22 protein-coding genes and 1 pseudogene are annotated in these 24,630 nt (G+C 41.2%); 19 read left to right on the top strand and 4 right to left on the bottom strand.

The features are described 5' to 3' along the window. The first annotated feature begins 39 nt into the window (after window positions 1–39). The 7 genes from eno to DDV21_RS07595 all read left to right on the top strand — a co-directional run bounded on the left by eno (window position 40) and on the right by DDV21_RS07595 (window position 8,050). Window positions 40–1,338 carry a surface-displayed alpha-enolase gene (gene eno, locus DDV21_RS07625; protein ID WP_116877729.1) on the top strand — a complete coding sequence of 433 codons (1,299 nt, stop codon included), beginning with the start codon at window positions 40–42 and terminating at the stop codon, window positions 1,336–1,338. Between the two features lie 613 nt (window positions 1,339–1,951). Beyond that, window positions 1,952–3,235 (top strand): 3-phosphoshikimate 1-carboxyvinyltransferase, encoded by a 1,284-nt coding sequence (gene aroA, locus DDV21_RS07620; RefSeq protein ID WP_116877728.1) that lies wholly within the window; start codon window positions 1,952–1,954, stop codon window positions 3,233–3,235. Beyond that, window positions 3,228–3,719 carry a shikimate kinase gene (locus tag DDV21_RS07615; protein ID WP_116877727.1) on the top strand — a complete coding sequence of 164 codons (492 nt, stop codon included), beginning with the start codon at window positions 3,228–3,230 and terminating at the stop codon, window positions 3,717–3,719. Before aroA ends, DDV21_RS07615 begins: the two co-directional genes overlap by 8 nt. After that, window positions 3,710–4,537 carry a prephenate dehydratase gene (gene pheA / locus DDV21_RS07610; protein ID WP_116877726.1) on the top strand — a complete coding sequence of 276 codons (828 nt, stop codon included), beginning with the start codon at window positions 3,710–3,712 and terminating at the stop codon, window positions 4,535–4,537. Before DDV21_RS07615 ends, pheA begins: the two co-directional genes overlap by 10 nt. A 55-nt stretch (window positions 4,538–4,592) precedes the next feature. Continuing rightward, window positions 4,593–5,987, top strand: coding sequence for an LCP family protein (locus DDV21_RS07605; RefSeq protein WP_116877725.1), 1,395 nt, complete (start codon window positions 4,593–4,595; stop codon window positions 5,985–5,987). A gap of 85 nt (window positions 5,988–6,072) precedes the next feature. Continuing rightward, window positions 6,073–7,428, top strand: coding sequence for a 23S rRNA (uracil(1939)-C(5))-methyltransferase RlmD (gene rlmD / locus DDV21_RS07600; protein ID WP_116877724.1), 1,356 nt, complete (start codon window positions 6,073–6,075; stop codon window positions 7,426–7,428). Between the two features lie 244 nt (window positions 7,429–7,672). Then, entirely contained in the window at window positions 7,673–8,050 is a 378-nt protein-coding gene (locus tag DDV21_RS07595) for a hypothetical protein (protein WP_116877723.1), read from the top strand. Window positions 8,051–8,224: 174 nt separating this feature from the next. On the opposite strand, the gene DDV21_RS07590 is transcribed toward DDV21_RS07595, so the two are convergent. Next, the gene (locus DDV21_RS07590; RefSeq protein ID WP_117287786.1) at window positions 8,225–8,584 is read right to left on the bottom strand and encodes a hypothetical protein; all 360 of its coding nucleotides are present in this window, start codon (window positions 8,582–8,584) and stop codon (window positions 8,225–8,227) included. Window positions 8,585–8,763: 179 nt separating this feature from the next. Here DDV21_RS07590 and DDV21_RS07585 point away from each other — a divergent pair, with 179 nt between their 5' ends. The 11 genes from DDV21_RS07585 to DDV21_RS07535 all read left to right on the top strand — a co-directional run bounded on the left by DDV21_RS07585 (window position 8,764) and on the right by DDV21_RS07535 (window position 21,319). Continuing rightward, window positions 8,764–9,735, top strand: coding sequence for a substrate-binding domain-containing protein (locus tag DDV21_RS07585; RefSeq protein ID WP_116877721.1), 972 nt, complete (start codon window positions 8,764–8,766; stop codon window positions 9,733–9,735). Window positions 9,736–9,856: 121 nt separating this feature from the next. Continuing rightward, window positions 9,857–11,266, top strand: coding sequence for a PTS transporter subunit EIIC (locus tag DDV21_RS07580; protein ID WP_116877720.1), 1,410 nt, complete (start codon window positions 9,857–9,859; stop codon window positions 11,264–11,266). A gap of 4 nt (window positions 11,267–11,270) precedes the next feature. Beyond that, window positions 11,271–12,173, top strand: coding sequence for an alpha/beta hydrolase (locus tag DDV21_RS07575; protein WP_116877719.1), 903 nt, complete (start codon window positions 11,271–11,273; stop codon window positions 12,171–12,173). A gap of 1 nt (window position 12,174) precedes the next feature. Next, window positions 12,175–13,065 carry an alpha/beta hydrolase gene (locus DDV21_RS07570; protein WP_116877718.1) on the top strand — a complete coding sequence of 297 codons (891 nt, stop codon included), beginning with the start codon at window positions 12,175–12,177 and terminating at the stop codon, window positions 13,063–13,065. A gap of 574 nt (window positions 13,066–13,639) precedes the next feature. Continuing rightward, window positions 13,640–14,071, top strand: a complete 432-nt coding sequence (locus tag DDV21_RS07565) for an MmcQ/YjbR family DNA-binding protein (protein ID WP_116877717.1) — start codon at window positions 13,640–13,642, stop codon at window positions 14,069–14,071. 433 nt (window positions 14,072–14,504) lie between these two features. After that, window positions 14,505–14,711: a hypothetical protein gene (locus tag DDV21_RS07560; RefSeq protein ID WP_116877716.1), complete on the top strand. Its 207-nt coding sequence runs from the start codon at window positions 14,505–14,507 to the stop codon at window positions 14,709–14,711. A 65-nt stretch (window positions 14,712–14,776) separates the two neighbouring features. Beyond that, window positions 14,777–14,986, top strand: a complete 210-nt coding sequence (locus tag DDV21_RS07555; RefSeq protein ID WP_116877715.1) for a nuclear transport factor 2 family protein — start codon at window positions 14,777–14,779, stop codon at window positions 14,984–14,986. Between the two features lie 320 nt (window positions 14,987–15,306). Then, window positions 15,307–17,316 carry an acyltransferase family protein gene (locus DDV21_RS07550; protein ID WP_116877714.1) on the top strand — a complete coding sequence of 670 codons (2,010 nt, stop codon included), beginning with the start codon at window positions 15,307–15,309 and terminating at the stop codon, window positions 17,314–17,316. 276 nt (window positions 17,317–17,592) lie between these two features. Continuing rightward, the gene (locus DDV21_RS07545) at window positions 17,593–18,420 is read left to right on the top strand and encodes an SDR family oxidoreductase (protein ID WP_116877713.1); all 828 of its coding nucleotides are present in this window, start codon (window positions 17,593–17,595) and stop codon (window positions 18,418–18,420) included. An 86-nt stretch (window positions 18,421–18,506) separates the two neighbouring features. Then, window positions 18,507–19,358, top strand: coding sequence for an aldo/keto reductase (locus tag DDV21_RS07540; protein WP_116877712.1), 852 nt, complete (start codon window positions 18,507–18,509; stop codon window positions 19,356–19,358). Window positions 19,359–20,314: 956 nt separating this feature from the next. Then, the gene (locus DDV21_RS07535; protein ID WP_116877711.1) at window positions 20,315–21,319 is read left to right on the top strand and encodes an aldo/keto reductase; all 1,005 of its coding nucleotides are present in this window, start codon (window positions 20,315–20,317) and stop codon (window positions 21,317–21,319) included. A gap of 232 nt (window positions 21,320–21,551) precedes the next feature. On the opposite strand, the gene DDV21_RS07530 is transcribed toward DDV21_RS07535, so the two are convergent. The 3 genes and pseudogenes from DDV21_RS07530 to DDV21_RS12075 all read right to left on the bottom strand — a co-directional run. Further along, window positions 21,552–22,088, bottom strand: coding sequence for a nuclear transport factor 2 family protein (locus DDV21_RS07530; RefSeq protein WP_162886297.1), 537 nt, complete (start codon window positions 22,086–22,088; stop codon window positions 21,552–21,554). Next, entirely contained in the window at window positions 22,078–22,440 is a 363-nt protein-coding gene (locus DDV21_RS07525) for a nuclear transport factor 2 family protein (protein WP_116877709.1), read from the bottom strand. Before DDV21_RS07525 ends, DDV21_RS07530 begins: the two co-directional genes overlap by 11 nt. Before the next feature lie 11 nt (window positions 22,441–22,451). Next, window positions 22,452–22,613 (bottom strand): annotated as a pseudogene (locus DDV21_RS12075) (DapH/DapD/GlmU-related protein); the annotation flags it as partial. 953 nt (window positions 22,614–23,566) lie between these two features. Here DDV21_RS12075 and DDV21_RS07515 point away from each other — a divergent pair. Beyond that, window positions 23,567–24,364: a Cof-type HAD-IIB family hydrolase gene (locus DDV21_RS07515; protein ID WP_116877707.1), complete on the top strand. Its 798-nt coding sequence runs from the start codon at window positions 23,567–23,569 to the stop codon at window positions 24,362–24,364. Window positions 24,365–24,630: the final 266 nt, after the last annotated feature.

Raw genomic sequence — 24,630 nt, 5'->3', positions numbered from 1 at the left:
TTAACGTGTACAAAATAAACTCATAAGGAGAGTATTCTAATGTCAATTATTACTGATGTATACGCTCGCGAAGTCCTGGACTCACGCGGTAACCCAACAGTTGAAGTGGAAGTTTATACTGAGTCTGGTGCTTTTGGACGCGGTATGGTTCCTTCAGGCGCTTCTACTGGTGAACATGAAGCAGTTGAACTTCGTGATGGTGACAAGTCCCGTTATCTTGGAAAAGGTACTCAAAAAGCAGTTGACAACGTCAATAACGTTATCGCTGAAGCAATCATCGGTTTTGATGTCCGCGATCAGCAGGCAATTGACCGTGCGATGATCGCTCTTGACGGTACTCCGACAAAAGGAAAACTCGGCGCTAACGCGATCCTCGGTGTATCTATTGCCGTTGCGCGTGCTGCTGCAGACTATCTTGAAGTACCGCTTTACAGCTATCTTGGCGGCTTCAACACTAAAGTTCTTCCAACACCAATGATGAATATCATCAACGGCGGTTCTCACTCTGATGCGCCAATTGCATTCCAAGAATTTATGATTGTTCCTGCCGGTGCGCCTACATTTAAAGAAGCTCTCCGCTGGGGTGCAGAAATTTTCCATAATCTGAAATCTATCTTAGCAGAGCGTGGTCTTGAAACAGCTGTCGGTGACGAAGGCGGTTTTGCTCCTAAGTTTGACGGTACGGAAGATGCTGTAGAAACGATTATCAAAGCGATTGAAACAGCTGGTTACAAACCAGGTGAAGAAGTCTTCATCGGCTTTGACGTCGCTTCATCAGAATTCTATGCAGATGGTATCTACGATTATACTAAATTTGAAGGTGAAGGCGGAGCTAAACGTACTTCAGCAGAGCAAATCGACTATCTGGAAGAATTGGTTAACAAATATCCAATCATCACTATTGAAGATGGTATGGACGAAAATGACTGGGACGGCTGGAAAGCTCTTACTGAACGTCTTGGCGACCGTGTACAGTTAGTTGGTGACGACTTCTTCGTTACAAACACAGACTATCTTGCACGCGGTATCAAAGAAGGTGCTGCTAACTCTATCCTTATTAAGGTTAACCAAATCGGTACTTTGACTGAAACGTTTGAAGCTATCGAAATGGCTAAAGAAGCTGGTTACACTGCAGTTGTTTCCCACCGTTCAGGCGAAACTGAAGATTCAACCATTGCTGATATCTCTGTAGCGACTAATGCCGGCCAAATTAAGACTGGTTCGCTGTCACGTACTGACCGTATTGCTAAATACAACCAGTTGCTTCGTATTGAAGATCAGCTTGGCGATGTTGCTGAATACCGCGGTCTTAAATCGTTCTACAACTTGAAAAAATAAGATTTTCTGGCTGTATCAAAGAAAACCAAATTAATAAATAAAGAACTGAGAAAGAAAAAGTTTCTTTTCCAGTTCTTTTTTGTTAAGAGATAAAGGCCGCTAGAAGCTCACAGCAAAAATGACGGTAAGCCAGAAATCTCTGATTTCGTAGGCGCACCCCTGCCAGAACGACTAGAAAGGTGCGGTCGACTGTTAAGGCGACAAAGCTTTCAGACGTTTACGGCAAGTTAACTTGAAATCAATTCTAAGCTTAGCTATGTCTGTTTTGCAAAGAGCTTAGGCTGTGTTCAGTTACAATAAGATAGAAAGACTGTTAAGAAAGAAAGCCTAGATAGAATCTTGACCGCAGTGCTGCCTTAAAGACAGGAGAGGATTATAGGGCACCCTGCTCGTAACTGGCTTGCGTTTCCATACGGTTTCGTGGCCCTGTAAAGCACTTGGGGAAATGCCTTTGTAGTGATTTTAAAGTTCAGGCAGTTCTGCTACTATTCACCTTGTCTTTTAATAAAATTGTTTTTTTCAGTTATGAAAAAAAGATAGATAGGAATTGTAATGAACAATTTTTATGATTTATGGTACAATAATATACAAAAGTATATTATGGGAGTCTTATATGGAGTTGCAGACCAATGTTACCGGTTTACAAGGGACACTACAGGTTCCTGGTGATAAATCGATCAGTCACAGAGCCATTATGTTTGGCAGTTTGGCTGAAGGAATTACCACTGTTTCAGATATTCTGAGAGGCGAAGACGTCTTGGCAACGATGAAAGCCTTTCGCAGCTTAGGAGTTCCCATTGAAGATGACGGTGAATGTGTCAGAATTCACGGTGTCGGTTTTGATGGTCTGCAGCCTCCTCAGGAAGCGCTTGATTTAGGCAATTCAGGGACATCAATCCGTCTGCTGTCAGGTGTTTTGGCAGGTCAGGATTTCACTATTGAAATGTATGGCGATGACAGTCTTGCCAAACGTCCAATGGACCGCGTCACTATCCCTTTGCGGCAGATGGGGGTTGATATTTCAGGCCGAACCAAGCGTGATCTCCCTCCTTTAAAGCTAAAGGGAAGTAAAAGTTTAAAGCCTGTGCATTACCAGCTGCCTGTGGCTTCCGCGCAGGTTAAGTCAGCCTTAATTTTTGCGGCCTTACAGGCAGATGGGGAATCGCTCATCATTGAAAAAGCACTGACCCGCAACCACACTGAACAGATGCTGCAGCAGTTCGGCGGCCGTATCTCGGTTGAGGGTAAAGAAATTCGGCTGAGCGGGCGGCAAAAACTGACAGCTCAGGATTTGACTGTTCCAGGTGATATTTCAAGCGCCGCCTTTTGGTTGGCAGCTGGTCTTTTGGTAGCTGACAGTCAGATTGTGTTAAAAAATGTCGGTATCAATGAGACACGGACAGGAATCTTAGAGGTGATTGAGGCTATGGGCGGTCAGCTTCATATTTCAGAAGTTGATGCTGAAGCTCAGTCAGCAACACTGACTGTTAAAACGTCAGAATTATCTGGAACGGAGATTGCAGGCGATTTAATACCGCGCCTGATTGATGAGCTGCCGATTATTGCTTTACTGGCGACGCAGGCTCAAGGGAAGACAGTTATACGTGATGCTCAGGAACTCAAGGTAAAAGAAACTGACCGTATTGCGGTTGTTGCTTCTGCTTTAAATGCGATGGGTGCCAACATCACACCGACTGATGATGGGATGATTATTGAAGGAAGAACACCTTTACATGGAGGAAGAGTTGATACTTTCGGGGATCATCGAATTGGGATGATGGCTGCTATCGCAGCCTTGCTTGCTCGGGAAGGCACTGTCCGCTTGGAACGGGCCGAAGCTATTAACACGAGCTATCCGACTTTCTTTGCTGATTTGAAAGGATTAATCAATGGCTAAAGTTTTATTGGGGTTTATGGGTGCCGGAAAGACAACGGTAGCAGGTTATCTGGATGATAATTTTCTCGATATGGATACGATTATCGAAGAAAAGGTCGGGATGTCCATCACGGATTTTTTTGCGCAGCATGGTGAACCTGCTTTTCGAAAGCTAGAGTCTGAAACGCTTGAGGAACTTATGAATATCGAAGACGATATTATCATTTCAACTGGCGGCGGTGTTGTTATCAGTGAAAAGAATCGTGATTTGCTGAGACAAAACCGTAAATACAATGTTTTACTGGCTGCTTCCTTTGAGGTGCTTTATGAGCGCATTAAAAACGATAAAGTTTATCAAAGGCCGCTCTTTTTAAATAATTCAAAAGAAGACTTTCATGGTATTTTTGAACGGCGGATGATGCTCTATGAAGGGTTATCAGACTTGATTATCAATGTTGACAATCGTACACCGGAAGAAATTGCAAGGATTATCAAATGCATGTAGGTTATTTGGGCCCCAAAGGGTCTTTTACTCATAATATCGCCCTTAAGGCTTTTCCGGCCGAAGAACTTATCCCTTTAGGAACTATTACAGAGGTGATTAAAGCCTATGAAGAGGGGGCGGTCGCTTATGCTATTGTGCCGGTAGAAAATGCGATTGAAGGGCCGGTGCTGGAAACGTCTGACTATCTTTTTCACCAGGCGCATATCGAGACAGTGGCTGAAATTATTCAGCCTATTAAACAGCAGCTGCTGGCGACAGCAAAAGGGAAGACGATTGAAAAGATTTTTTCTCACCCCCAGGCGATTGCTCAGGGGAAAAAGTATGTGCTGGAAAACTATCCTGATGTCATTATTGAAGCGATGGCCAGTACAGCTTATGCCGCTCGCTATGTCGCTGAACATCCTGAAGCGAACTATGCTGCTATTGCACCGCAGGCTGCTGCTGATGAATATAAGCTTGAAATTATCGCTCAGGATATTCATGAAATTGACAATAATTATACGCGTTTTTGGGTTCTTGGTCCTAAAGCAGTAACCATTGACTTAAAGGAAACAGATAAAAAAATTTCCTTAGCATTTACGCTTCCCGACAATCTTCCGGGAGCTCTTTATAAAGCCTTATCAGTCTTTGCCTGGCGCGGCATCGATCTGACGAAAATTGAAAGCCGTCCCCTAAAAACGGTTTTAGGCGAGTATTTCTTTATCATCGATTTTGCTAATCATAATGAAGACTTGGTGCATTTCGCCTTAGCAGAATTGACTGCTATCGGCATTCACTATAAAATTTTAGGAAAATATACGGTTTATCAGTTAGGATAGCAGCAGCCAATAGACTAGTTTGTATGGAAATATAAAGAATTGTTTGGAATAAGTTATGACAAGAAATAATAGAAGCGGCTTAAGCCACCACGAAGAACTGCGGTACGATTATCTCTTAAAAAATCTGCAGTACTTAAATGACAGAGAAAAAAATGAGTTTAATTACCTGCAGCAAAAGAAAGATCAGGCTCAGTACCAGCAGTCTGCCTATTACGACAGTTACAGTTCTCTTTCTGCTTATGATGGCTCAGAACATCAGCGGGATTTTTATGCTGAAGACTACGGGGAAGCAGATGATGATTATACCCTGCAGGGGCTGCCTAAGTATCCTGAAGAGTCTTCCCGCAGGGCGAGGCGGTCGGCCTCCGCTGCTCAGCAGGGGGACCTGCCTGTTTATCCTGATACAGCAGGTTACAGTCCCAGAAAACCTAAAAAACGTAAAAAAAAGGGACGGCTGAAAAGAATTCTTCTGGCAGCCGCTCTTGTCCTTCTGGCAGTATTTGCCGGTATGCTCTTTATGTTTATCAAGGGGATGAATGACATCTCTTCCGGCAAATCAGACTATACTGCTGCGGTTACTGAAACGTTCAATGGCGTGGATACGGAGGATGGCACTAATATCCTTGTTTTAGGTTCTGATCAGCGTGTGACGCAAGGTTCGGATGAGGCCAGAACAGATACAATCATGGTTGTCAATGTCGGCAATAGCGACAATAAAGTTAAAATGGTCAGCTTTATGCGCGACACACTGGTTAATATCGAAGGTTACAGTTATGATGACTACTCCTATGATTTGAAGCTCAATTCAGCCTTTAATTTCGGTGAACAGGATAATAATCAAGGGGCAGAATATATGCGGCGGGTTCTGAAAAACAACTTTGATATTGATATCAAATACTATGTCATGGTTGATTTTGAGACTTTTGCTGAAGCTATTGATACTCTGTTTCCAAAAGGAGTCAAGATTGATGCACAGTTTGGTACGGTTGATGGGGAAGAGGTATCTTCTGTTGAAGTTCCAGATGATCTCAATATGGAAAATGGTGTCGTACCCAACCAAACGATCGAAGAAGGCGTCCAGCGTATGGATGGGCGGACTTTGCTCAATTATGCCCGGTTCCGGAAAGACGATGACGGCGATTACGGCCGTACGGTCCGTCAGCAGCAGGTTATCAGTGCTATTATCTCGCAAATCAAAGATCCGACCAAGCTCTTCACCGGCTCTGCAGCGATTGGCAAAATTTATGCTCTGACATCGACCAATATTTCTTACACCTTTTTATTGACAAACGGCCTGTCCATGTTAAGCGATGCGCAAAATGGTATTGAGCAAGCTACAGTTCCGTCAGAAGGCGGCTGGATTGATGATTTTGATATGTACGGCGGCCAAGCGCTCTATGTTGATTTCGAAAGCTACAAGCAGGAGCTGTCTGATTTAGGCCTGCGTTAAAGTAAAAAGGACAAGGAGGAGCCATCTCGGCTAAGCTGGGCTGCTCCTTATTTTTTTGTTAGCATAGAAAGGCAGAAAAAGAGAAATGCTAAAAAAGAATGATATTGTAGAAACTGAGATTGTTGACTTAAGCCATGACGGACAGGGGATTGCCAAAATAGACGGTTTCGTCTTTTTTGTTGACAATGCTTTGCCCGGAGAGAAGATTCGCATGCGGGTGCTCAAGGTTAAAAAAACAATTGGATTTGGAAAAGTTGAGGAATACTTGAGCCGGTCGCCCTTCCGCAATGAAGATTTGAATGCAGACTATCTGCGCACAGGAATTGCAGATTTGGGGCATTTGTCTTACTCAGAACAGTTAAAATTCAAACGCAAACAGGTGATTGACACTCTTTATAAAACGGCAGGTATTTCAAAAGCCGAAGTTGCAGAGACGCTTGGGATGGAAAATCCATATGCCTACCGTAATAAAGCTCAGGTGCCGGTCCGCCGTGTCAACGGTCAGCTGGAAACAGGTTTTTTCCGCAAACACTCCCATGATTTGCTACCGATTTCGGATTATTACATTCAAAATAAAGAAATTGACCGTTTGATTAATTTTACACGTGATTTGCTGCGCCGTTTTGACCTATCCCCCTACGATGAAAAAGCACAAACAGGCCTTGTCCGTAATCTTGTTGTCCGCCGCGGTCATCACACAGGTGAGATGATGCTGGTACTGGTAACGACGCGGCCGAAAATTTTCCGTATTGACCAAGTGATTGCAAACATCACCGCTGCCTTTCCTGCTGTCAAGTCAATTATTCAAAACATTAATGATAAAAACACCAATGCCATTTTTGGCAGGGATTTTAGGACGCTTTACGGCAAAGATACGATTGCTGATACCGTGCTTGGCCATCAATACGATATTTCAGCGCCTTCATTCTATCAGGTCAATACGGCTATGGCTGAAAAACTCTATCAAACGGCCATTGATTTTTCAGAACTAAGCGCGGATGATATTGTCATTGATGCTTATTCTGGCATTGGCACACTCGGTTTATCATTTGCTAAAAAAGTTAAGGCTGTTTATGGTGTCGAAGTCATTGAAGAAGCGGTTGCAGATGCTAAGCGCAACGCTGCTCTAAACGGCATTACCAACGCGCATTATGTGACTGCTTCAGCCGAACAGGCTATGGCCAAATGGAACAGAGAGGGGATTAAACCAAGCGTCATTCTTGTCGATCCGCCGCGCAAAGGGCTGACCGAAAGCTTCATCAAAGCCAGTGTTGCCATGGCACCTGACAAAGTGACCTATATCTCCTGCAATCCGGCCACCATGGCGCGTGACATCAAGCTCTACGAAGCACTTGGCTATAAGTTGCAGAAAGTTCAGCCAGTGGACTTGTTCCCAATGACACATCATGTGGAGTGCGTCGCTCTGCTCGTGAAAGCCTAGAACCCTTTGAACAAAAGGGATAGTAAAAGCCTTGATATTGCTACACTTCCCTTATGTTATAGTAAACAGTAAAAATCTTAATTTATTTTTCATTTTTATTCTATCTGTCTGAATCGTTAAAAAGTATATAGAGAAAAAATTCAAAAATGTTGATTTTCTAAGACAAAAGCTGAGACAAAATAACTTCTAACATCCCAATAAGCTCTCATTGACAAATTTATAAAAGTACTCTTATGAAATAGATATGGTTCGTTATTTAGGCAGCGACGCTGTGCCAGCCTGGGTAGTAGCGGATGTTGAAGGAGGGCTGCAGTCAATGGGCAATGCCTTTTCTTACGGGAAGGCTCTTTTTACGGATAAGCAGACGCGTTCGGCAGCTTGGGCGTCCATTAAGACAGGCGCCGCTGAAGCATGGCAGAACTTTAAGGAAGACCCCTGGTATCAGTCAGGAGGTGTGGTTTTTGAGGTAGCGAGCTGGCTGATTGGAGCTGGGGAAATCAAGGCAGGATTTCAGGCGGCTAAGGGCTCAAAGAGTTTTCTGAGCGGAGCTAAGGCTTTCAGCAAGGCGGTTGGGCAGTCAGCCGCGAGGATACCGGCAAGTGGTTTGCAGTGTTCATCGTGAAAGAGCGGAGTTCCCTCGCTCTGGACGGCGAAGGAGAGACAAAGATTCTATGTGTCAAGTCTGAGGTGTCCAATAAATAAAGCAAGGTTCTCTTACTTTATGCTTCGATGTCGATTGGGATTCCGGATTTGAATACTACGGTGAAGTGATCCTCAAATACTGTGATCTTCTCAATCAGGCGGCTGACCAGCGTCTTATCAAACGTTGTGATGATAATGAGTTGCTTGCCGGGTTAAAGTCCTGAAGGTTTCGAATCAGCCGTATCTGCTTATCCCGGGCAACGCTGTTTGCTTCGGTCAGCTTTTGCATGTCCCGGAGCCGGAGAAACTCATCCGTGATGGTGTCGTAGTCAGCCTTTTGGTTGGCCTTCTTCACGAGCTTCTTCTGCAACTCCCGGAGGCGCTCATCGATGATCTCCGGCGATAGAGTATCTCCTTGTTTGCTCACCGTGACGATGTTGGTTTGAAGGGGTTGCAGGAAATCGTCTTTTTGACAGAGTACCTGGTTGATGGCCTGAATGATCACCCCCTGCATTCCTCATTGACTGTCCGGGTTCTGCAGACATGGCCGGTGTTCTCTAATCGGATAACATATCGCTAAACGTCCAATAATATCAATTTAACATGATATTTTAGTCACGGGCAAGTTTTAGTTTATTATCTTTTAAAAATATAGTATACTTAAGTAAACAACGGTAAACAAGGAGCTACCCTATGGCAACCATTCAGGATATCGCAGATGAAGTGGGGATTTCAAAAGCAGCAGTCTCGAGGATTTTAAATAAAAAAGGTTCTTTTTCTAAAGAGACCATCCAAAAGGTACATCAAACAGCAAAAAATCTAGGCTATACACTTCCTGCCGATTTACAGGCGTTTGAAGAGTTAGATTTTAAGATTATTGCTGCAGTGCTCCCTCTTTCTAATATTGCCTATTACAGTATATTGGCATCGTATCTTGAAGCTGCAGCCTATAGTTACGGTTATAGTTTGATGATCTGCAGTTCGCTGTTTGATAGTGAAAAAGAAGAAGTTTTATTAGATCATTTGAAAGCTAGAAAAATAAATGGGATTATTTATGGCAGTTTCACCAGTGATGTCGTTATAGATGCTTCACTTCCAGTGGTTACAATTGGCTATCAATTAAATAAAAAAATTCCAGTCGTGAGATCTGATAACTACATGGCCGGTGTTCTCGCAGCTAAGCATTTATTTAGTAAAGGGTGCAGAAACTTATTATATATTTCTGGATATCAAGTAGGTAAGAACAAAGACGAACGTTACAAAGGGTTTGAGGAGACCGCAAAGGAACTTGGCGTAGGGGTAGCTGAGTACTTTACTGGTTTCAGTGAAAGGAAAAAGAATATACCCAGTGTGATATCACAAATGTTTATTGAAAATCCAGATGCAGATGGCTTATTTGCTGAATCTTATTCTTTAGCAACGAAATGTTTACAAGTCGCATCTGATTTAGGCATTGATGTGCCTTCGAAGATAAAGATTATTGGCTATGGTAATGATAATTTAAGTGAATATACCTGCCCAAAACTCTCTTTCATTAAAGAAAATACTGAGCAAATTGCACAAATAGCCGTTGCTCAATTAGTTGAAATAATTGAAGGCGGGCAAAAGACCTCTGAAAGCGAGAGTATTGTACCTGTATCGATAGAGCAAAATAGAACAACTTAGAACTACCATAAAAGGAGTTCTATTTTTTTTTAGAATTTATAGTAAACTTGTTGACTTATAAAGTAAAAATGTTTATTATATAAATGTAAACGGTATCAAGTTCAAAAAAAGGAGAAAAGTTATGGCTGATAAAAATTATAATGCTTTAGCTAAACAAGTTATTGAAGCAGTTGGAGGGGAAAATAATATTAAGCAAGTTTTACACTGTGCGACACGCCTTAGATTTAATTTTTTTGATACTCATATTGATGTTGAAAAAGTAAAGGCTATACCTGGTGTTCTTGGAGCAATGAAGGTTGGAGAGCAATTTCAAGTCATCATAGGTACAGATGTTGAAAAAGTTTTTGCTGAAATTTCTAAAGAATTGAATTTGGGAAATCAAAAGAAAGAGGACTACTATGTAGATGAGAACTTAGATAGAAAAATCACTTTAAAATCTATCGGCAGTGGCATTTTAGATGCAATATCAGGGACAATGGGCCCAGTCATTCCAGCGATTGTAGCTTGTGCTTTTTTCAAGATGGTCGCAGCTATTTTGGGGCCGGATATGCTGAAGGTTTTAGCAGCTGATAGTCATATCTATACCCTTCTCACTTTTGTAGGTGATGCCGGTTTTTATTTCTTTCCTGTAATTGTTGGTTACACAGCAGCCAAAAAATTTAATGTCACGCCTGTTCTTGGTATTTTGATGGGGGCAGTGCTTATTCATCCAACTTTAATTGGTATTGTTACTGAAGGTAAGCCATTTGATGTTTTTGGAATACCAATGTATCTATCTAACTATTCAAGTTCTATTCTTCCAGCTATTCTTTCAGTTTGGGCAATGAGCTATGTGGAACGCTTCTTTAACACTCATATTCCTCAATCGATCCGAAGCGTGTTTGCACCAGCGTTTACGTTACTCGTCATGGTTCCTCTGTCTTTATGTTTGCTTGCTCCTGCAGGTGCCTTCATTGGTAATTATGTCGTAAACGGGCTATTAGCACTCGATGGCTACATTAGCTTCCTTGGCATTGCTATAATTGCAGCATTGTACCCCATTTTAGTTATGACGGGGATGCATATGGTATTGATTGTGACACTCTTCCAGATTTTTGCAACTCAAGGTTGGGATGGATTTTCTGCACCAGCATTGTGCTATGCAAGCTTCTCTGTAATGGGTGTTGGTATAGGTGCATTCTTCCGTTTGAAAGATAAAGATGAAAAATCATTAGCCGCAGGTTACGCTTTAACTGCATTAATAGCTGGCACATCCGAACCAACTATTTATGGTATTTGTACAAAATATAAAAAACCATTTTACGGTTTAATGGCTGGTGGTTTTGTTGGAGGACTGTATGGGGGTCTTACGAATGTCGTATCAGCGACACTGGTTCCTTCTTCAAGTGTTACGGCACTATTTGCTTTCCTTGGGCGCTCAACAACTAATATCGTTAATGGTACAATTGCATCTGTCATTGCACTTATTGTCGCGGCCCTTGTAACCTATTTATTTGGCTTTGATAAGGATGAGCCAGCTGTAAGAGGTTAACATAATGATTCATGATAAGGTATATTTAAACGAAAGTAAGACAGCATATATTGAAGTTTACTCACTTGATTCAGATATTTCATATAATGTTCACAAAAAGCGTCCAGCTATGATTATTTGTCCAGGAGGAGCATATCTTATCTCAGCAATTAAGGAAGGAGAGGCCGTCGCCTCTCAATTTCTTTCACAGGGTTACTCATGCTTTGTGCTGAGATATTCTACTTTTCTAAAAGATAGAGAAAGCTTGATAAGCGATTGTCCCCACATTGATGAGAATGCCTATTATCCAAAGCAAATCGTGCAGTTGCTGGAAACAGTACATCTTATTCGAGAAAATGCTGAGGTGTGGAATATAGATATTAATGCCATTTTTGCAACAGGTTTTTCTGCAGGAGGGCATATTGTCGGTACTGTTGCGACGAGGTGGAATGATTCTTATTTTACTGAGAAATTGTCGTTTACACCAAATGGCGATGAATTAAAATTAACAGGTTGTATTTTAGGCTATCCAATGTTAGAAGGACCCTTATTAGAACACCCGAAAATTGAACTTCGAAAACAGTCAGAATTGATGGAATTATGTCTATACGGGCATACAGAGCCTACGACTAGTGAAAAGAAAGAACTCGAGCTTATTCGATATATTTCTAAAGATACCTCTCCAATTTTTGCTTGGCATACTACTGGGGATGAGGTAACATCTGCAAGAATGACGACAGATTTTATTTCAGAAGTGCATAGATGTGGTGTTGAAGCTGAGTATCATCTTTTTAGTGGCGGTCAGCACGGATTATCTACCAGTAATAAACTGTATGCTAAAAATAACTCAGAGATTAATAGCCGAATTGCTTTATGGCTTCCATTAGTTTATAATTGGCTCGATTATATTAGAAAGGAACTAAAATAATATGCGAGAGGAAGATCTTACAATTTTTGAATATCGAAAAGGTAAAGAAATCAAATATGTAGATATGATAAAACAGGAAAGATTGACCGGCAAATCTGAGAAAGTTTCTTATTTTACCAAGGAAGCTGGATATGTTGATGGATATATTTATAGACCGACTAATTATAACGGTACTGATAATCTTCCAATGATATTTAATTTCCATGGCGGCGGGATGGTACTAGCATATTGTGAGCAGGATGGGAAATACTGCCAGTATCTAGCTGATGAAGTTGGAGCTGCAGTCATAAATGTTGATTATCCTGTTGCGCCAGAATATAAGTACCCCCTACCGATTACCTCTAGTTTTAGCTTCTTAAAGCAGGTGGTGGCTGACTCATCTAAATATCAATTGAGTAATAAAAATGTGTCAGTAATGGGACATAGTGCGGGCGGTTATATGTCTGCAGCACTAGCAATACTAGCATCTAGTGATGAATCAATTGATTTTAAATGTATGATTGTTGACTATGCTGTGTTACGTCAGGATAAGAACCCTGAGTTTCGCAAGGCAATTGACCCAAACAAAGCTATACCTGTATCACGTATGCAGCAATACTATCATTGGTATTTTGATAAAGATGCTAATCCAGCAGAGTGGCTGGCTAGTCCTTGCAACGCACCAGGTGAATTGTTTCCGCCTACATTTGTTCTCATTGCAGAATACGATGCGCTAGCTGATGAAGAAGAAGAATTTTACAATAATCTTCAGAAAGCCGGGGTACAGGTTCAGAAAAAAGTTTATACAGATTGTAGGCATGGTTTTACACATGACTGTTTTAATGAATTTAATCAACAACAATCTGAAGCGGCGTGGAGAGATATGGCTCGCTTTTTAAAAAGGATTATTTGATATAGAATAATCAGTGTCACAATTATAGATTGTTTGAAGATAAAAGATATGTCTTCTATTTTATATTCATCTCAGCTTTCTAATAAAAAATGAGAGGATTATCAACGAAAGACCAGATAGCTGTTTAGTAATACTTGAATATAATTCTATAGCCTAGCACTGTCAACACATGCGGAGAATGTAATATTGTTGTCACAGGTTAAGGGATTATTGCTAAAAAAGTGCTGTTTTTGCGGACTTTTCGAGTATTTTGACATCAGCGATGAACAAGGGCTTGCTCTAATACAGGTGAGACATTTATGACAAACATGGAAAAAGTCATGAAATAGATGGGTAAAGAGAGTAGTGAGTGATGAAACGGAGGATTATGAACCAATCTTTCCTTCTTACAAAGCAATCAAACTTGACTGAAAGAACTTAAGTGAAGTGATTGCAGAATGGATAAAAACTAATTGGCTGCTAAACTTGGCTTTAGCAGTTTCGCCAGTAAAAAGTAAGGGGGTATCAGTTGAGGCTGATGATGAGATTGGAAGAAAGTTCTGATAAGCTGGCTGTTAAATAAGGAGGTGCTGCAATGGGCAAAAAGGCAATGCGGGAAAAATTGGAAGCTTATGCTAAGCAAAGGTATCAGGTGGAGGCCGAGGAGCTTCCTTTTCGTCGAGAAGATTATGCTGTTTTACGTCACACGGATACTGGTAAATGGTTTGCGGTATTCATTGCAAAGGAATACAGTGCCTTTGGCCTAGCTGGAGAAGGGACTGCAGACGTTCTTTCGGTAAAACCGAAAGATGCCGATTTTGCGGATTTTTTAATGCAGCAGCCGGGCTATCTGCGAGGATTTCCAAGCAAAAAATGGAACTGGATGTCAATGCTGCTGGACGGTACGGTTCCTTATGAGGAAGTATGCCGGTGGCTTGATGAGAGTTTTCAAATAACCCGCTCAAAAACAAGCAATAAGAAAACCCCCTTACTAAAAAGAAAGCATTCACCAAAACGTAATGAGTAAAACAGCTTTAATGCAGTCTTAGTAAAAGAACTCTGATAAGGCTGGGTATCTTAAAGCTATAAAGCCCTTGGAATCAAATAATTTCAAGGGCTTTATGGATTGAAATGAGAAACAATACTGTTTTGTAATCAGGTTATTTATTTCGTTATTGCTAATAGTTGCCTTCAATAGAGCCAAGTTCTTCTGAGAAATTATCCTTGTGCTGTTCTCCAACAAAATTCATGTCAGCACCCAACATTTTTAGAAAGTTGTAGAAGGCACTATTAATTCCGAGCTCTTCTAATTAAGCATCAGAGATAGTATAGCGAATACTTTCTTCTTGTCCTAGTTCAACTTTTTGTACCCAACGAGGCTCACGAAGGAACTGGCAGCCTAAAGCGACGAAATCAATACCCGATTTGATAACTTTTTCAGCTTCTTCGGGTGTTTGGGTATGATGACGAAATATTTTTTCATCAAAACCGAACACCCCAAAATCGTCCGCTATTCTAACGGTATGACGGAAGTTTATACTGTCGAAGAAGGCTGGGTTGAACAGGAAGGCTGGTACGATCGCTTGTTTTTTAATGATTTTTCGGATTTTGAAGAAGTGACCGAAAGGGAAGCTAATATGTTTATTTTGGGGCTGAAAGCAACATGACAGATATTTCATGAACTGGCAACAATATACAGATCGATGAAAAAGTGACCTAGCCAGCGGGCTGGTTGCTGAATCATTATTCTCAGCTGTTGATAGTTTTGAAAAATCAGACCCCCCTTGTAGCCATTGCTTATATCGATATTTCTGGAAGTGCTGCTTTCGCTCGAGCTGACAGTGACGGTATTAGCGGATATGGATTTACTGATTATTTTAACTTATTGAAAATTCAAGGAAAATGGCAGGTTGTCAATAAAATGTTTGTTTCTAATTACTAAATCCTTCATACATATTACTTATAAGAAGGGTGAAGGAAGCAAAGACGTCTGAGCTCCCCCTCTTTTTAAGTAAGGATTTAAAGGTGAAAAATATACTGGTTAATGACCGCAGTAAAAGATAAAAAAGGCTGCAGCAATTAAACCTATTATTGCTGTGGTCTTTTACTAATTTTAACGGTATAATAATACTGAATTGCTGATTGGGCATTGGCTCTCGAAAAACTAAAGATCCGGTAAATTATTATGTAAAAAGGTAAAAACGAGCGCTGCCAGACACAAGCATCACAATCAATTAGGGGATAGGGGAAGAAAAGAGCAAAATGAGGGAAAAGTGGATTGACACTGCAAAAGGGATTGCCATATTGCTGGTCATTATCGGGCATGTGAGCGGAGGACTTGAGGGAATATGGAATTTCAGTTTTGTGTATGGGATACATTTGGTGATATTTTTTGTCCTATCCGGTTATACTTCAAAAAAGAAAAGAATAAATGGTGATTATGTGAATGCGCGCTTTTCCCGTTTAATGGTCCCTTATTTTTACACTTGTTTAATGATAATGCTGACAGATATTTTTAACAGCTATATTATTCATCATGATGGCTCCCTTTTGACCGTAACAAGAGTGATTAGTGAGGATCTTATCAGAAGCTTTTTTGCTTCTGGGACTTACACCCAGTTTGGAACAATTGAACTGGGGATTAAAATTGGAGCGATATGGTTTCTTCCAGCTATGTTTTTCGCTACCGTTCTGTTTCAGGCCGCTGTGAATGTTTTCGATTCAAATGAGACATATGCCGGGGTATCTCTGGCACTTATTGCTATAGTTGGGTATATTTCGGCGCGGTTTATATGGATTCCTTTCAGCATTCAGTCCGGTATGATGGGAGCATTTTTTATGTGGATAGGGTTTATTATCCATGAAAATAAACTGCTTTCAAAGATTAGCTGGCATCATTATCTTTTGGCTCAAACCGTTCTGTTGCTGGGGATTCTTTTTGAATATTGCAATGTCAATTTTGTGACAGCAGATATCAATGACCTGATATTATCGGTTTTAGTTGGTCTGGCTGGGTGCCTGTTAGTATATGCTCTTTCCCTATTATACAAAGGCCGTATGTTCGCATACATCGGACAGATATCTTTGACAGTTTTATGTGTACATTTATATGCACTAGAAGCATTGAGTGCCTATGTTAATAAATTTCTGGATTTATTGGGACTTGAGGGCAATCCCAGAATATGGGTGTATATTGCGGTTGAAGTTCTTTCTGCGGTGGTCCTTGCATCAGCTATCGAAAAAATAAAAAGTTTTTTTTCAAAGCAGAAGCCAATGCTGTCAGAGAAAGGAGCAGGGAGCTGTAAAAAGATTCTTGCGGCAGATATAACCAAAGGGATGCTGATTTTATCAGTGCTGATTAGTTCCTTTACCATTGATGATAATTTACGGGGCATTCTGTACTCTTGTCATGCGATGGCTTTCATATTTCTTTACGGCTGTTTTTATAAAGAGTCAAGCACTGCTGTTAAAACAGGAATGACAGGGTTGAAAGCTTTCCTTATCCCTTACGGGTTCTTTGTTTTGACTGACTTATTGCTCAATAGTAATCGGTGGTCTCTATCTTCTGTTAATGACAGGCTGTCCCAATATGTTTTAGGAATGTCTTTTTCGAAAAAACTATTTTCAGCTCCCTCTTCAGTTGGTTTGGTCTACTTGATTTTACTGATATTTTTTACTGCCCTTATTTATACAGCTGTAGATAAACTGTTTAAAACTGATGGAGCAAAATGGGCTGTTTGCCTCATTCTGTCTCTGTTTGGCCTGCTTCTTGGCAAAACAGGCTATTGGCTGCCTTGGAGCCTTGATATTGCTTGCTATGCCATTATTTTCTATCGTTTAGGCCACCAGTTTCATCAAAAACAATGGCTGAAAACAGCAATAACCAATCCCTTCTTATATTTTGTTCTTTCTCCTATTTGGGCGTATATGATATATCTTGGAGGATTGGAGCCTGCAGTCAGAAAATATGAACCCTATGGAATTCTTATCATAGGTTCTCTTGCTGGCACCCTTTTAGTTATCAGTCTGGCTGTTTACATCAGCAGCCATTTGCCAATTGTTGGAATGCTGCTGAAAATAGCTGGAGAAAGTTTTATCATTCTTCTTATAGTTCATACGGTACTAGGAGACAGAATAGGAACAATAGCGGCTTCTGTATTTAGCTCTTCGGGTTTTGCTTATATGATTTTGTGCATAATGCTTGAAGGAGCTATCTCAATAGCTATTAAGCAATTGATGCTGCCTTTGCAGAAAACTGTTCCCGCCTCCTAAAAAACAGCTATCTGAAATATATCGGAATCAAAGAGCAGGGATTTCTTATCTCGGCTTTTTGTTTTTAGTAATATTTCAGCTTTTGCGTTCAATTAAATGTAAAGATAATGAGTCTGACCGGACTGTCCAACTGAAAATTAGGAAACGTTTTTTTAATTTTGGTAGCCTATTTCCTTATATTGGAAAAACTGTCCATTGTATCTTGAGGGGAAAGGAATATAATAGCGACATAAGGTAACTATTTGCTGTAAGTAATAAAGAAATGAGGTAATCAAAATGACAAACACTGATAAGGAAGTTGTGGTTCTTTTAGGAGCGGGGGCAATTGGTCTTGCGATTGCCCGCCGTGTGGCAACAAATAAAGTGGTTCTTCTCGGTGATATTAGCGAAAAAAATCTTGAAGCAGCTAAAACAGAGTTAGAAAATGCCGGGTTTACAGCTGAAACGGCAGTTGTTGATGGCGGAGACCGACAGTCCATTCAAGCTTTCGCTGACAAGGCAGACGCTCTTGGCAAAGTGACTCGCTATATTCATACTGCCGGTGTGTCACCTAATCAGGCAAGTTTCAAAGATATTGTCCGTGTTGACTTGGTCGGCACAGCAATTGCCCTTGAAGTTTTCGGTAAAATAATAGCAGATGGAGGTTCCGGTATTGTTGTGGCAAGTATGGCAGGCCATATGTTTGTCGATAATGTAACGCTTAAGCAAAGAAAAGCACTTGCGCAGACTCCTGCTGATGAATTGGCTGATCTTGACTTTTTGCAGGATGATACCATTCCTGGCGGAGGCTATGGCATATCTAAACAAGCTAATATCCTTCGCGTTCAGGCGGAAAGCCTAAACTGGGCAGAACGCGGTGCACGTCTCAATACAATCAGTCCGGGTATCATCATTACGCCGCTTGCCCGCCATGAACTTAAAGCCAATCCGGAAGGTTCCGGTGCTTTGGTTGATAATTCAGCTACAAAACGCATGGGGACAACGGATGAAGTCGGACAGGCAGGAGCTTATCTTTTGAGCGATGAGGCAGGCTTTATCACAGGCAGTGATTTGCTTATTGATGGCGGTGTTATCGCTGCTATGAAGAATGGCCGTATGGGATGATAGCTGAGAGCTGAAAGACCGTTTTACTGAGCAGTGACCGGTTCTGATTCTGTTGCCAATAAAAAAGACTAGAAAGAGGATCATAAATGATTCAAATGTATTTAAAACTGAATGATGGGGCAAGCATTCCTCAATTTGGACTCGGTGTCTATCTGGTGCCGGAAGGTCCCGAAACCGTAAATGCTGTTAAAGAGGCTCTGCAAATGGGGGTACGTCACATTGACACAGCACACGCTTATCAAAATGAGCGCAGTGTTGGCCAAGGCATTAAAGAGAGCGGTGTTGATCGCTCTGAGGTTTGGATTACTACAAAATTATGGCCGACTGAATACGGTCAGGGAATCACCGAAAAAGCGATTGATAAAATGCTGAATCGGCTGGACACCGATTATATTGACCTCTTGCTTTTACATCAGCAGGTAGGCGATTATATCGGTGCCTGGAAAGATATGGAAAAAGCAGTTCAAGAAGGTAAGGTCAAATCAATCGGTCTGTCTAATTTTGAATCAGAACGTTTGGAAGAAATCTATGAAATCGCGACGATTTATCCATCGGTTCATCAGGTGGAATGCCATCCTTACTTTCAGCAGAATACTCTTAAAAAGCGGATGGAAAAATACGGTACAATTATTGAGAGCTGGTATCCGCTCGGACATGGAGCAAGTGATCTGATCAATGAAGCGGTTTTTACAGAACTTGGCCAAAAATACGGCAAAACAAATGTTCAGATTATTCTGCGCTGGCATATTCAAGCAGGAAATGTCGTCTTTCCGAAAACAACTAATCCGCAGCATATGAAAGACAATTTCCAGATTTTCGACTTTGAACTGACAGACGAAGAGATGGAACGCATCAATGCTCTTGATGGCAGAAAACGGTACTATCATTCTACACTTGCTGAACAGGAACGCTTTGCCCAATGGACTCCGGCGGATTAAAAAGGAAACCGAGGGCAGGGCAGCTAATTTTTCAAAAGTACAGGTTATAATGGCCTACATGCTGAAAGGAATTAAGCAATAGCATAAAAAGTAGTTAAGCTGACATTTTTACTGTTCAAAACAGTAAAAGTACAGGTTGTTTACTTGGAATGCGAGCAAGCTGTATCTACAGCGGGATATCACTTAATTGCTCAAAGCATGAGGAACTGATGTATAAGCCATCTTAAAAAAACACACAAAAAGCGAGCATTTGAACACTCTGAGATGGAGAGATGGAATGCTCGCCGTTTTTTATGTTATTCGCTTAAAGAACGGTTCTTTAAAAAGTGGCTAATGCAATGCGCTTGAAAAAATGATAAGCATAGTATTGATGGACAATGCAGGAGTTCAGCTGCCTTTGAAATATTCCCTGCACGAGGATCTGTAAAAAACGTTTTAAGCCTCTGATTCCCATTTGATTCTCTCCTTATGAATCTATTACACATGAGCAACAAGACATCATATGGCCTGCACTTTCAGTGTAGCTTCGCAGACAGAAGATGATACGGGGACAGCTGCAGAAAATGCATGAAGTGCACAAATGCTTTTTAGGCATGGGTGAACCATAAAAATAAGTATTTGACATAGAGAAGGATGCAGAATATAATGTAGGTGCAGGGGGAAATGGTTTACATTATAGTTTTACACGAAACATGTTATAGGAGTCAATTTAATGATAAGATAGGAAAACACGATTAGTAAAACTTAGACGATGATTACAACCGGGAAATTATCAGCTTACTTATCGTCTGACAGTACAACCTAAATCTGATAAACAATTGCTGAAATTGAAGGAAGTATTCTGCATGAGCTAAGGCTGTATATGGCGGATAGAGACTGTCAGTCACAATCCATTGACAGCTGAGAGCGGTTAGGGCAGATGAATAGATTGAAATAAAAATGAAAGGAAAGATAAGATGAAATATACAAAACTTGGAAACAGCGGAATCAACGTGTCCAGATTGTGCCTTGGCTGTATGGGTTTCGGGGATGCGAGCAGAGGAATGCATACTTGGGCTGTGCAGTATGATGAGTCAAAGGATATCATCGGATATGCCTATGAGCAGGGAATAAACTTTTTTGATACTGCCATGGGTTATCAGGACGGCACCAGTGAGGAATACCTTGGACGAGCAATAAGAGAGCTTGGTATACGTGATAAAACCGTTATCGCGACAAAATACATGCCGCGTTCCACGGATGAGTTGCTGGAAACGTATACAGGACAGGAGTGGATAGAAAAATGCCTGCATGACAGTCTCAAACGTCTTGGGACAGACTATATTGATTTATATATCATGCACGCATGGGATTATAAAACACCTGTATTGGAAACGATGGAAACACTGACAAAAGCTCAGAGAGATGGGAGAATCCGCGCCTTCGGCATTTCCAATTGCTATGCCTGGCAGCTTGCCAAAGCAAATGCCCTTGCTGAAAAAGAAGGACTGGAGACATTTACTTCCATTCAATCTCATTTCAATCTGATCGCGCGTGAGGATGAGAGGGAGATTATCCCGTACTGCAAGGAGGACAATATTGCTGTTACACCGTATAGCTCACTTGCGGTCGGTCGACTGTCAAGACGACCGGAAGAAGTGACGAAGCGCTCACAGCTAGATGTCATTAACAATTCAAAATATGATTGGGCAAAGGATATTGACGAACCAGTTATACAGCGTGTGATTGAGATTGCGGACAAACACGGTGTTTCTATGGCGGAAGTTTCACTTGGGTGGCTGCTTACCAAAGCGACGTCCCCTGTTGTAGGAGCTACAAAGAAATCTCAGATTGATGGACTTGTGAAATCAGTAGATTTCATCCTCACAGAAGAGGAAATCAACTATCTGGAAGAACCATATGTTCCGCATAAGCTGGCTGGAGTGATAGCGATGAATCCTGTAGAAATACAAGCAAAATAAATATTCAGGGGAATAGTGCCATATTAAGCTGTTTTATGTTTTCAAATCCAACAAAGTTGGTCATGTTTGGAGAAAGACTGTTCAGAAATACTGGCCGGACTTTATCAGAAAGACCGTGAGTTTCCGCCGATTCAGAAACTGTTAAGGAGTTAATGTGTCTTGTTTTCATTTGATGTATTTCCTCTATATGATCTCACTTTTCGTTTAAGGGTCGTCAATTGATGATTAAGCATTAAGCCATAAGCCGCCACTCGCCCTTAATTTTTTGAAAATAGCGCTGTCCAGGAACGGACCATGTTCCTTCTGAATCATAAATATGTGCATGAATACGCTGGCTGACAGTTAAAATAATTTGGTCATTTTCCTGACTGAATCCATAGCTGCTGTCCAAAAAGTCATAATAGACCATCTGTCCGCTTTCAATATCAGCCAACCATTCTTCTTTGCTTTGGCGGCGTCCTGATATGTGCACAGCCTCGTAGTCATCCGGCAGAATATCCTCTAATGTTTCAATATCTGCCTTAATCATAGCATCTTTCATACGGTTATAAAGGTCAATGATTGCTTCCATCTCTTTTTGGCTTAAATCAGTTGTATTGCTGGTAATATTGTAGGTCATTTGGCTGTCTTTCTCATTTAATTCTTGGGAAACAGTATTTTGTACTGAAGGTTCTGCTGTGCTTACTGTTGATCTGGTTTGGCAGCCAGTCAGAAGAATGGCTGCGCCTAAGGCTGCAAAGCTTACTTTTGATAATAGCTTAAATGTCATTAGCAGGACGCCACCTTCCTTCAACTTTTTCAAAGGGCAGTTCAAAATCCATACGCCATATTTTTCTAAATCCATAGATACGTGCATCTGATTTAGCCTGAGCATGTAAGATGGCTCTGTCATTAGAGACTAGCTTGACCGTTTCTGAGACAGGAACATAACTGTAATAGCGGAAAATCCCGCGGCGAATTGTTGAAAAATACTCAGCCCGTGTTTGGTAATGGCCGCCGACATGACGGAAAAGATGGTCTTCAGGGTAGAGCAGACTGAGCCGTTCAAAATTACGAGCAATAATAGCATCCCAAATGTCGTGTTGAAGCTGGATAATCTCTTTTTCAGCAGCTGCGGTCATCGTGTTTCTCCTTTCATGCGAATCAGTTTAGCAGGATTGCCGCCGACGATAGCATTTTTAGGCACATTCTTTGTGACAACTGCCCCGCTGGCAAGGATGGCACCATCCCCCACAGTAACACCTGGAAGGATTTTAACGCCTTCCCCAATCCAAACCCTGTCTCCAATCTTAACAGGCTGACAGCGCAGAATCAGAATATCGTCGAAATCATGATTATCTGTAACGATGGAGACATTAGGACCGATAAAGGTCCCATCACCAATAGTAATGCCTCCGATGGACATCATTGTTAAACTATGGTTGATAAAAACCCCTTCCCCGAGTTTGACTTTCTTGCCAAAATCAATTTGCGACGGGCTGGAAACAACAGTTGTTTCGGGCAATTCCGTATCAAACAGTTCGCTGTAGAGTGACTTCATGCGTTCTGATGTTGGATTGGTTTGATTGATTTTAAACTGTAGAGCACGCGTGCGATTAAACTCTGCAAGTACGATTTCACTGTATTCCTGTTCCATCATATTGACATCTTCACCATCTGCTAAACGTGTCCAAATATCTTTAGTCATGTTTGCTATCCTCTGATTCATTTGTTATAAGCTTATTATAAAAGCCTGCCCTCTTCTAAACAATGGTCGGTATTTCTCTAATAAGGACTTATGCCACTTATTTCCAAAAAACGTAGCCTAATAGTGATAAAAAGAACCAGTTGCCTTTTATGCATTTTGTCGGTATAATGTTGCTAAATAAGCAGCTGTACGGCACGATGCAGCAAAATCTGAAAATAGAAGCCGGTATCCGGAATGATGCTGCTCTTAAGCCTGAATGCGTTCAAAAGAACTGCCAGCTCAGAATTTGCCTTAACCATCTGAAAACCAAGCTTTCTGGGTGAAATTTAGGAGAAACTTGGTCTCTCTTTATTTGCGATTACATCAAAGGTATTAGCTTTGGTAAAAAATCTGTCAATGGTAGTGCCTGTTTTATGGATGAAATGAAGCAGCCCAGATAAGAGCAATACACCCGTTCATAAGCTGTGTTTAATTTAATATCAGATGCAGAATATGGTCTTAAACAGGTTTTACTGCAGTATCATAAAAATGATTGAACTAGGAAAAGGATGAGATAGCCCATGATTAAAGTGATAGCAACCGATATGGACGGTACTTTTTTAAATAGCCAAAATGATTATGACCGTGCTCGCTTTAGCGCACTTTTTGAGAAAATGACCGAGATGAACATTCGTTTTATCAGTATTTCAGGTAATCAGTACTATCAAATTAAGTCTTTTTTTCCTGAAGTAGCCGAACAGATGACACTTGTCGGGGAAAATGGCGCTTATATCGTTGAAAACGGCAGATTTATCAAAAGTCATCGTCTCAGCAGTGCTGTCGTCCGTATGGTACTGGATTACCTGAAGGAAAATAAACTGGACAATGATTTGGTTTTGTGCGGTGAGCAGTCAGCCTATATTTTGCAGACAGCAGCGCAGGAAGTCAAAGACTATTTTTCGATTTACTATCACCGCTTAACAGCTGTAAAGACATTTGACCGTCTCCCGGACGATTATTTTATGAAATTTTCATTTAATACACCGGAAGATCAGACTTATGCCATCATCGATGCTTTAAATACAAGGCTTGGGGGTACCGTTAGCGCAGTGAGCAGCGGTCACGGAAATATTGATGTGATTGCTGAGGGTGTCAACAAAGGAACAGCGCTGACCTATTTGTTAAACAGGTGGGGGCTTACTGCAGATCAGCTGGCAGTCTTTGGCGATGGCGGCAATGACATTGAAATGCTTAAACTTGCTAAATATTCCTATGCCATGGCCAATGGCAGCAAGGAGGCAAAAGCTGCAGCTTCTGATCTTGCACCATCTAATGACGACAGCGGAGTGCTGGCGACAGCGGAGAAATTATTATCCTAAGAGAGTGGGACAAAAATCGTAAATTATCATAAAATGACGGTTTCGATTGCCTCCGCACAGTTGATTAGAGAGGTTACTATCCCTTGCGCAGAAAGGAATAAGAACTTCCAATTAACCACTGCAGCAAATTCATCTATTTAAAGAAGTAAAATGAGGCAGGACTTTTGTCTCCTGCCTCCTGTTTCATTTTGCTGCATATAAGAAATGATATTAAAAGTGGTATGATCCAAGGAAGATCTTCGCAGGTCCATCGCAGAATATTGAGG

This window comes from Streptococcus chenjunshii (assembly GCF_003086355.1).
GTDB lineage: Bacteria > Bacillota > Bacilli > Lactobacillales > Streptococcaceae > Streptococcus > Streptococcus chenjunshii.
The sequence above is the reverse complement of the archived record's forward strand: the minus strand, read 5'-3'. Positions and strand labels throughout refer to the sequence as shown.

Bases quoted from the DNA above. Each gene is read 5' to 3' on its own strand.
- DDV21_RS07545 (WP_116877713.1), top strand. From the start codon at position 17,593: ATGACAAACACTGATAAGGAAGTTGTGGTTCTTTTAGGAGCGGGGGCA.
- DDV21_RS07595 (WP_116877723.1), top strand. From the start codon at position 7,673: ATGGTTCGTTATTTAGGCAGCGACGCTGTGCCAGCCTGGGTAGTAGCG.
- DDV21_RS07570 (WP_116877718.1), top strand. From the start codon at position 12,175: ATGCGAGAGGAAGATCTTACAATTTTTGAATATCGAAAAGGTAAAGAA.
- DDV21_RS07530 (WP_162886297.1), bottom strand. From the start codon at position 22,088: ATGACATTTAAGCTATTATCAAAAGTAAGCTTTGCAGCCTTAGGCGCA.
- DDV21_RS07550 (WP_116877714.1), top strand. From the start codon at position 15,307: ATGAGGGAAAAGTGGATTGACACTGCAAAAGGGATTGCCATATTGCTG.
- DDV21_RS07585 (WP_116877721.1), top strand. From the start codon at position 8,764: ATGGCAACCATTCAGGATATCGCAGATGAAGTGGGGATTTCAAAAGCA.
- DDV21_RS07540 (WP_116877712.1), top strand. From the start codon at position 18,507: ATGATTCAAATGTATTTAAAACTGAATGATGGGGCAAGCATTCCTCAA.
- DDV21_RS07575 (WP_116877719.1), top strand. From the start codon at position 11,271: ATGATTCATGATAAGGTATATTTAAACGAAAGTAAGACAGCATATATT.
- DDV21_RS07605 (WP_116877725.1), top strand. From the start codon at position 4,593: ATGACAAGAAATAATAGAAGCGGCTTAAGCCACCACGAAGAACTGCGG.
- DDV21_RS07515 (WP_116877707.1), top strand. From the start codon at position 23,567: ATGATTAAAGTGATAGCAACCGATATGGACGGTACTTTTTTAAATAGC.
- DDV21_RS07535 (WP_116877711.1), top strand. From the start codon at position 20,315: ATGAAATATACAAAACTTGGAAACAGCGGAATCAACGTGTCCAGATTG.
- rlmD (WP_116877724.1), top strand. From the start codon at position 6,073: ATGCTAAAAAAGAATGATATTGTAGAAACTGAGATTGTTGACTTAAGC.
- pheA (WP_116877726.1), top strand. From the start codon at position 3,710: ATGCATGTAGGTTATTTGGGCCCCAAAGGGTCTTTTACTCATAATATC.
- DDV21_RS07565 (WP_116877717.1), top strand. From the start codon at position 13,640: ATGGGCAAAAAGGCAATGCGGGAAAAATTGGAAGCTTATGCTAAGCAA.
- eno (WP_116877729.1), top strand. From the start codon at position 40: ATGTCAATTATTACTGATGTATACGCTCGCGAAGTCCTGGACTCACGC.
- DDV21_RS07615 (WP_116877727.1), top strand. From the start codon at position 3,228: ATGGCTAAAGTTTTATTGGGGTTTATGGGTGCCGGAAAGACAACGGTA.
- aroA (WP_116877728.1), top strand. From the start codon at position 1,952: ATGGAGTTGCAGACCAATGTTACCGGTTTACAAGGGACACTACAGGTT.
- DDV21_RS07580 (WP_116877720.1), top strand. From the start codon at position 9,857: ATGGCTGATAAAAATTATAATGCTTTAGCTAAACAAGTTATTGAAGCA.
- DDV21_RS07525 (WP_116877709.1), bottom strand. From the start codon at position 22,440: ATGACCGCAGCTGCTGAAAAAGAGATTATCCAGCTTCAACACGACATT.
- DDV21_RS07590 (WP_117287786.1), bottom strand. From the start codon at position 8,584: ATGCAGGGGGTGATCATTCAGGCCATCAACCAGGTACTCTGTCAAAAA.
- DDV21_RS07560 (WP_116877716.1), top strand. From the start codon at position 14,505: ATGATGACGAAATATTTTTTCATCAAAACCGAACACCCCAAAATCGTC.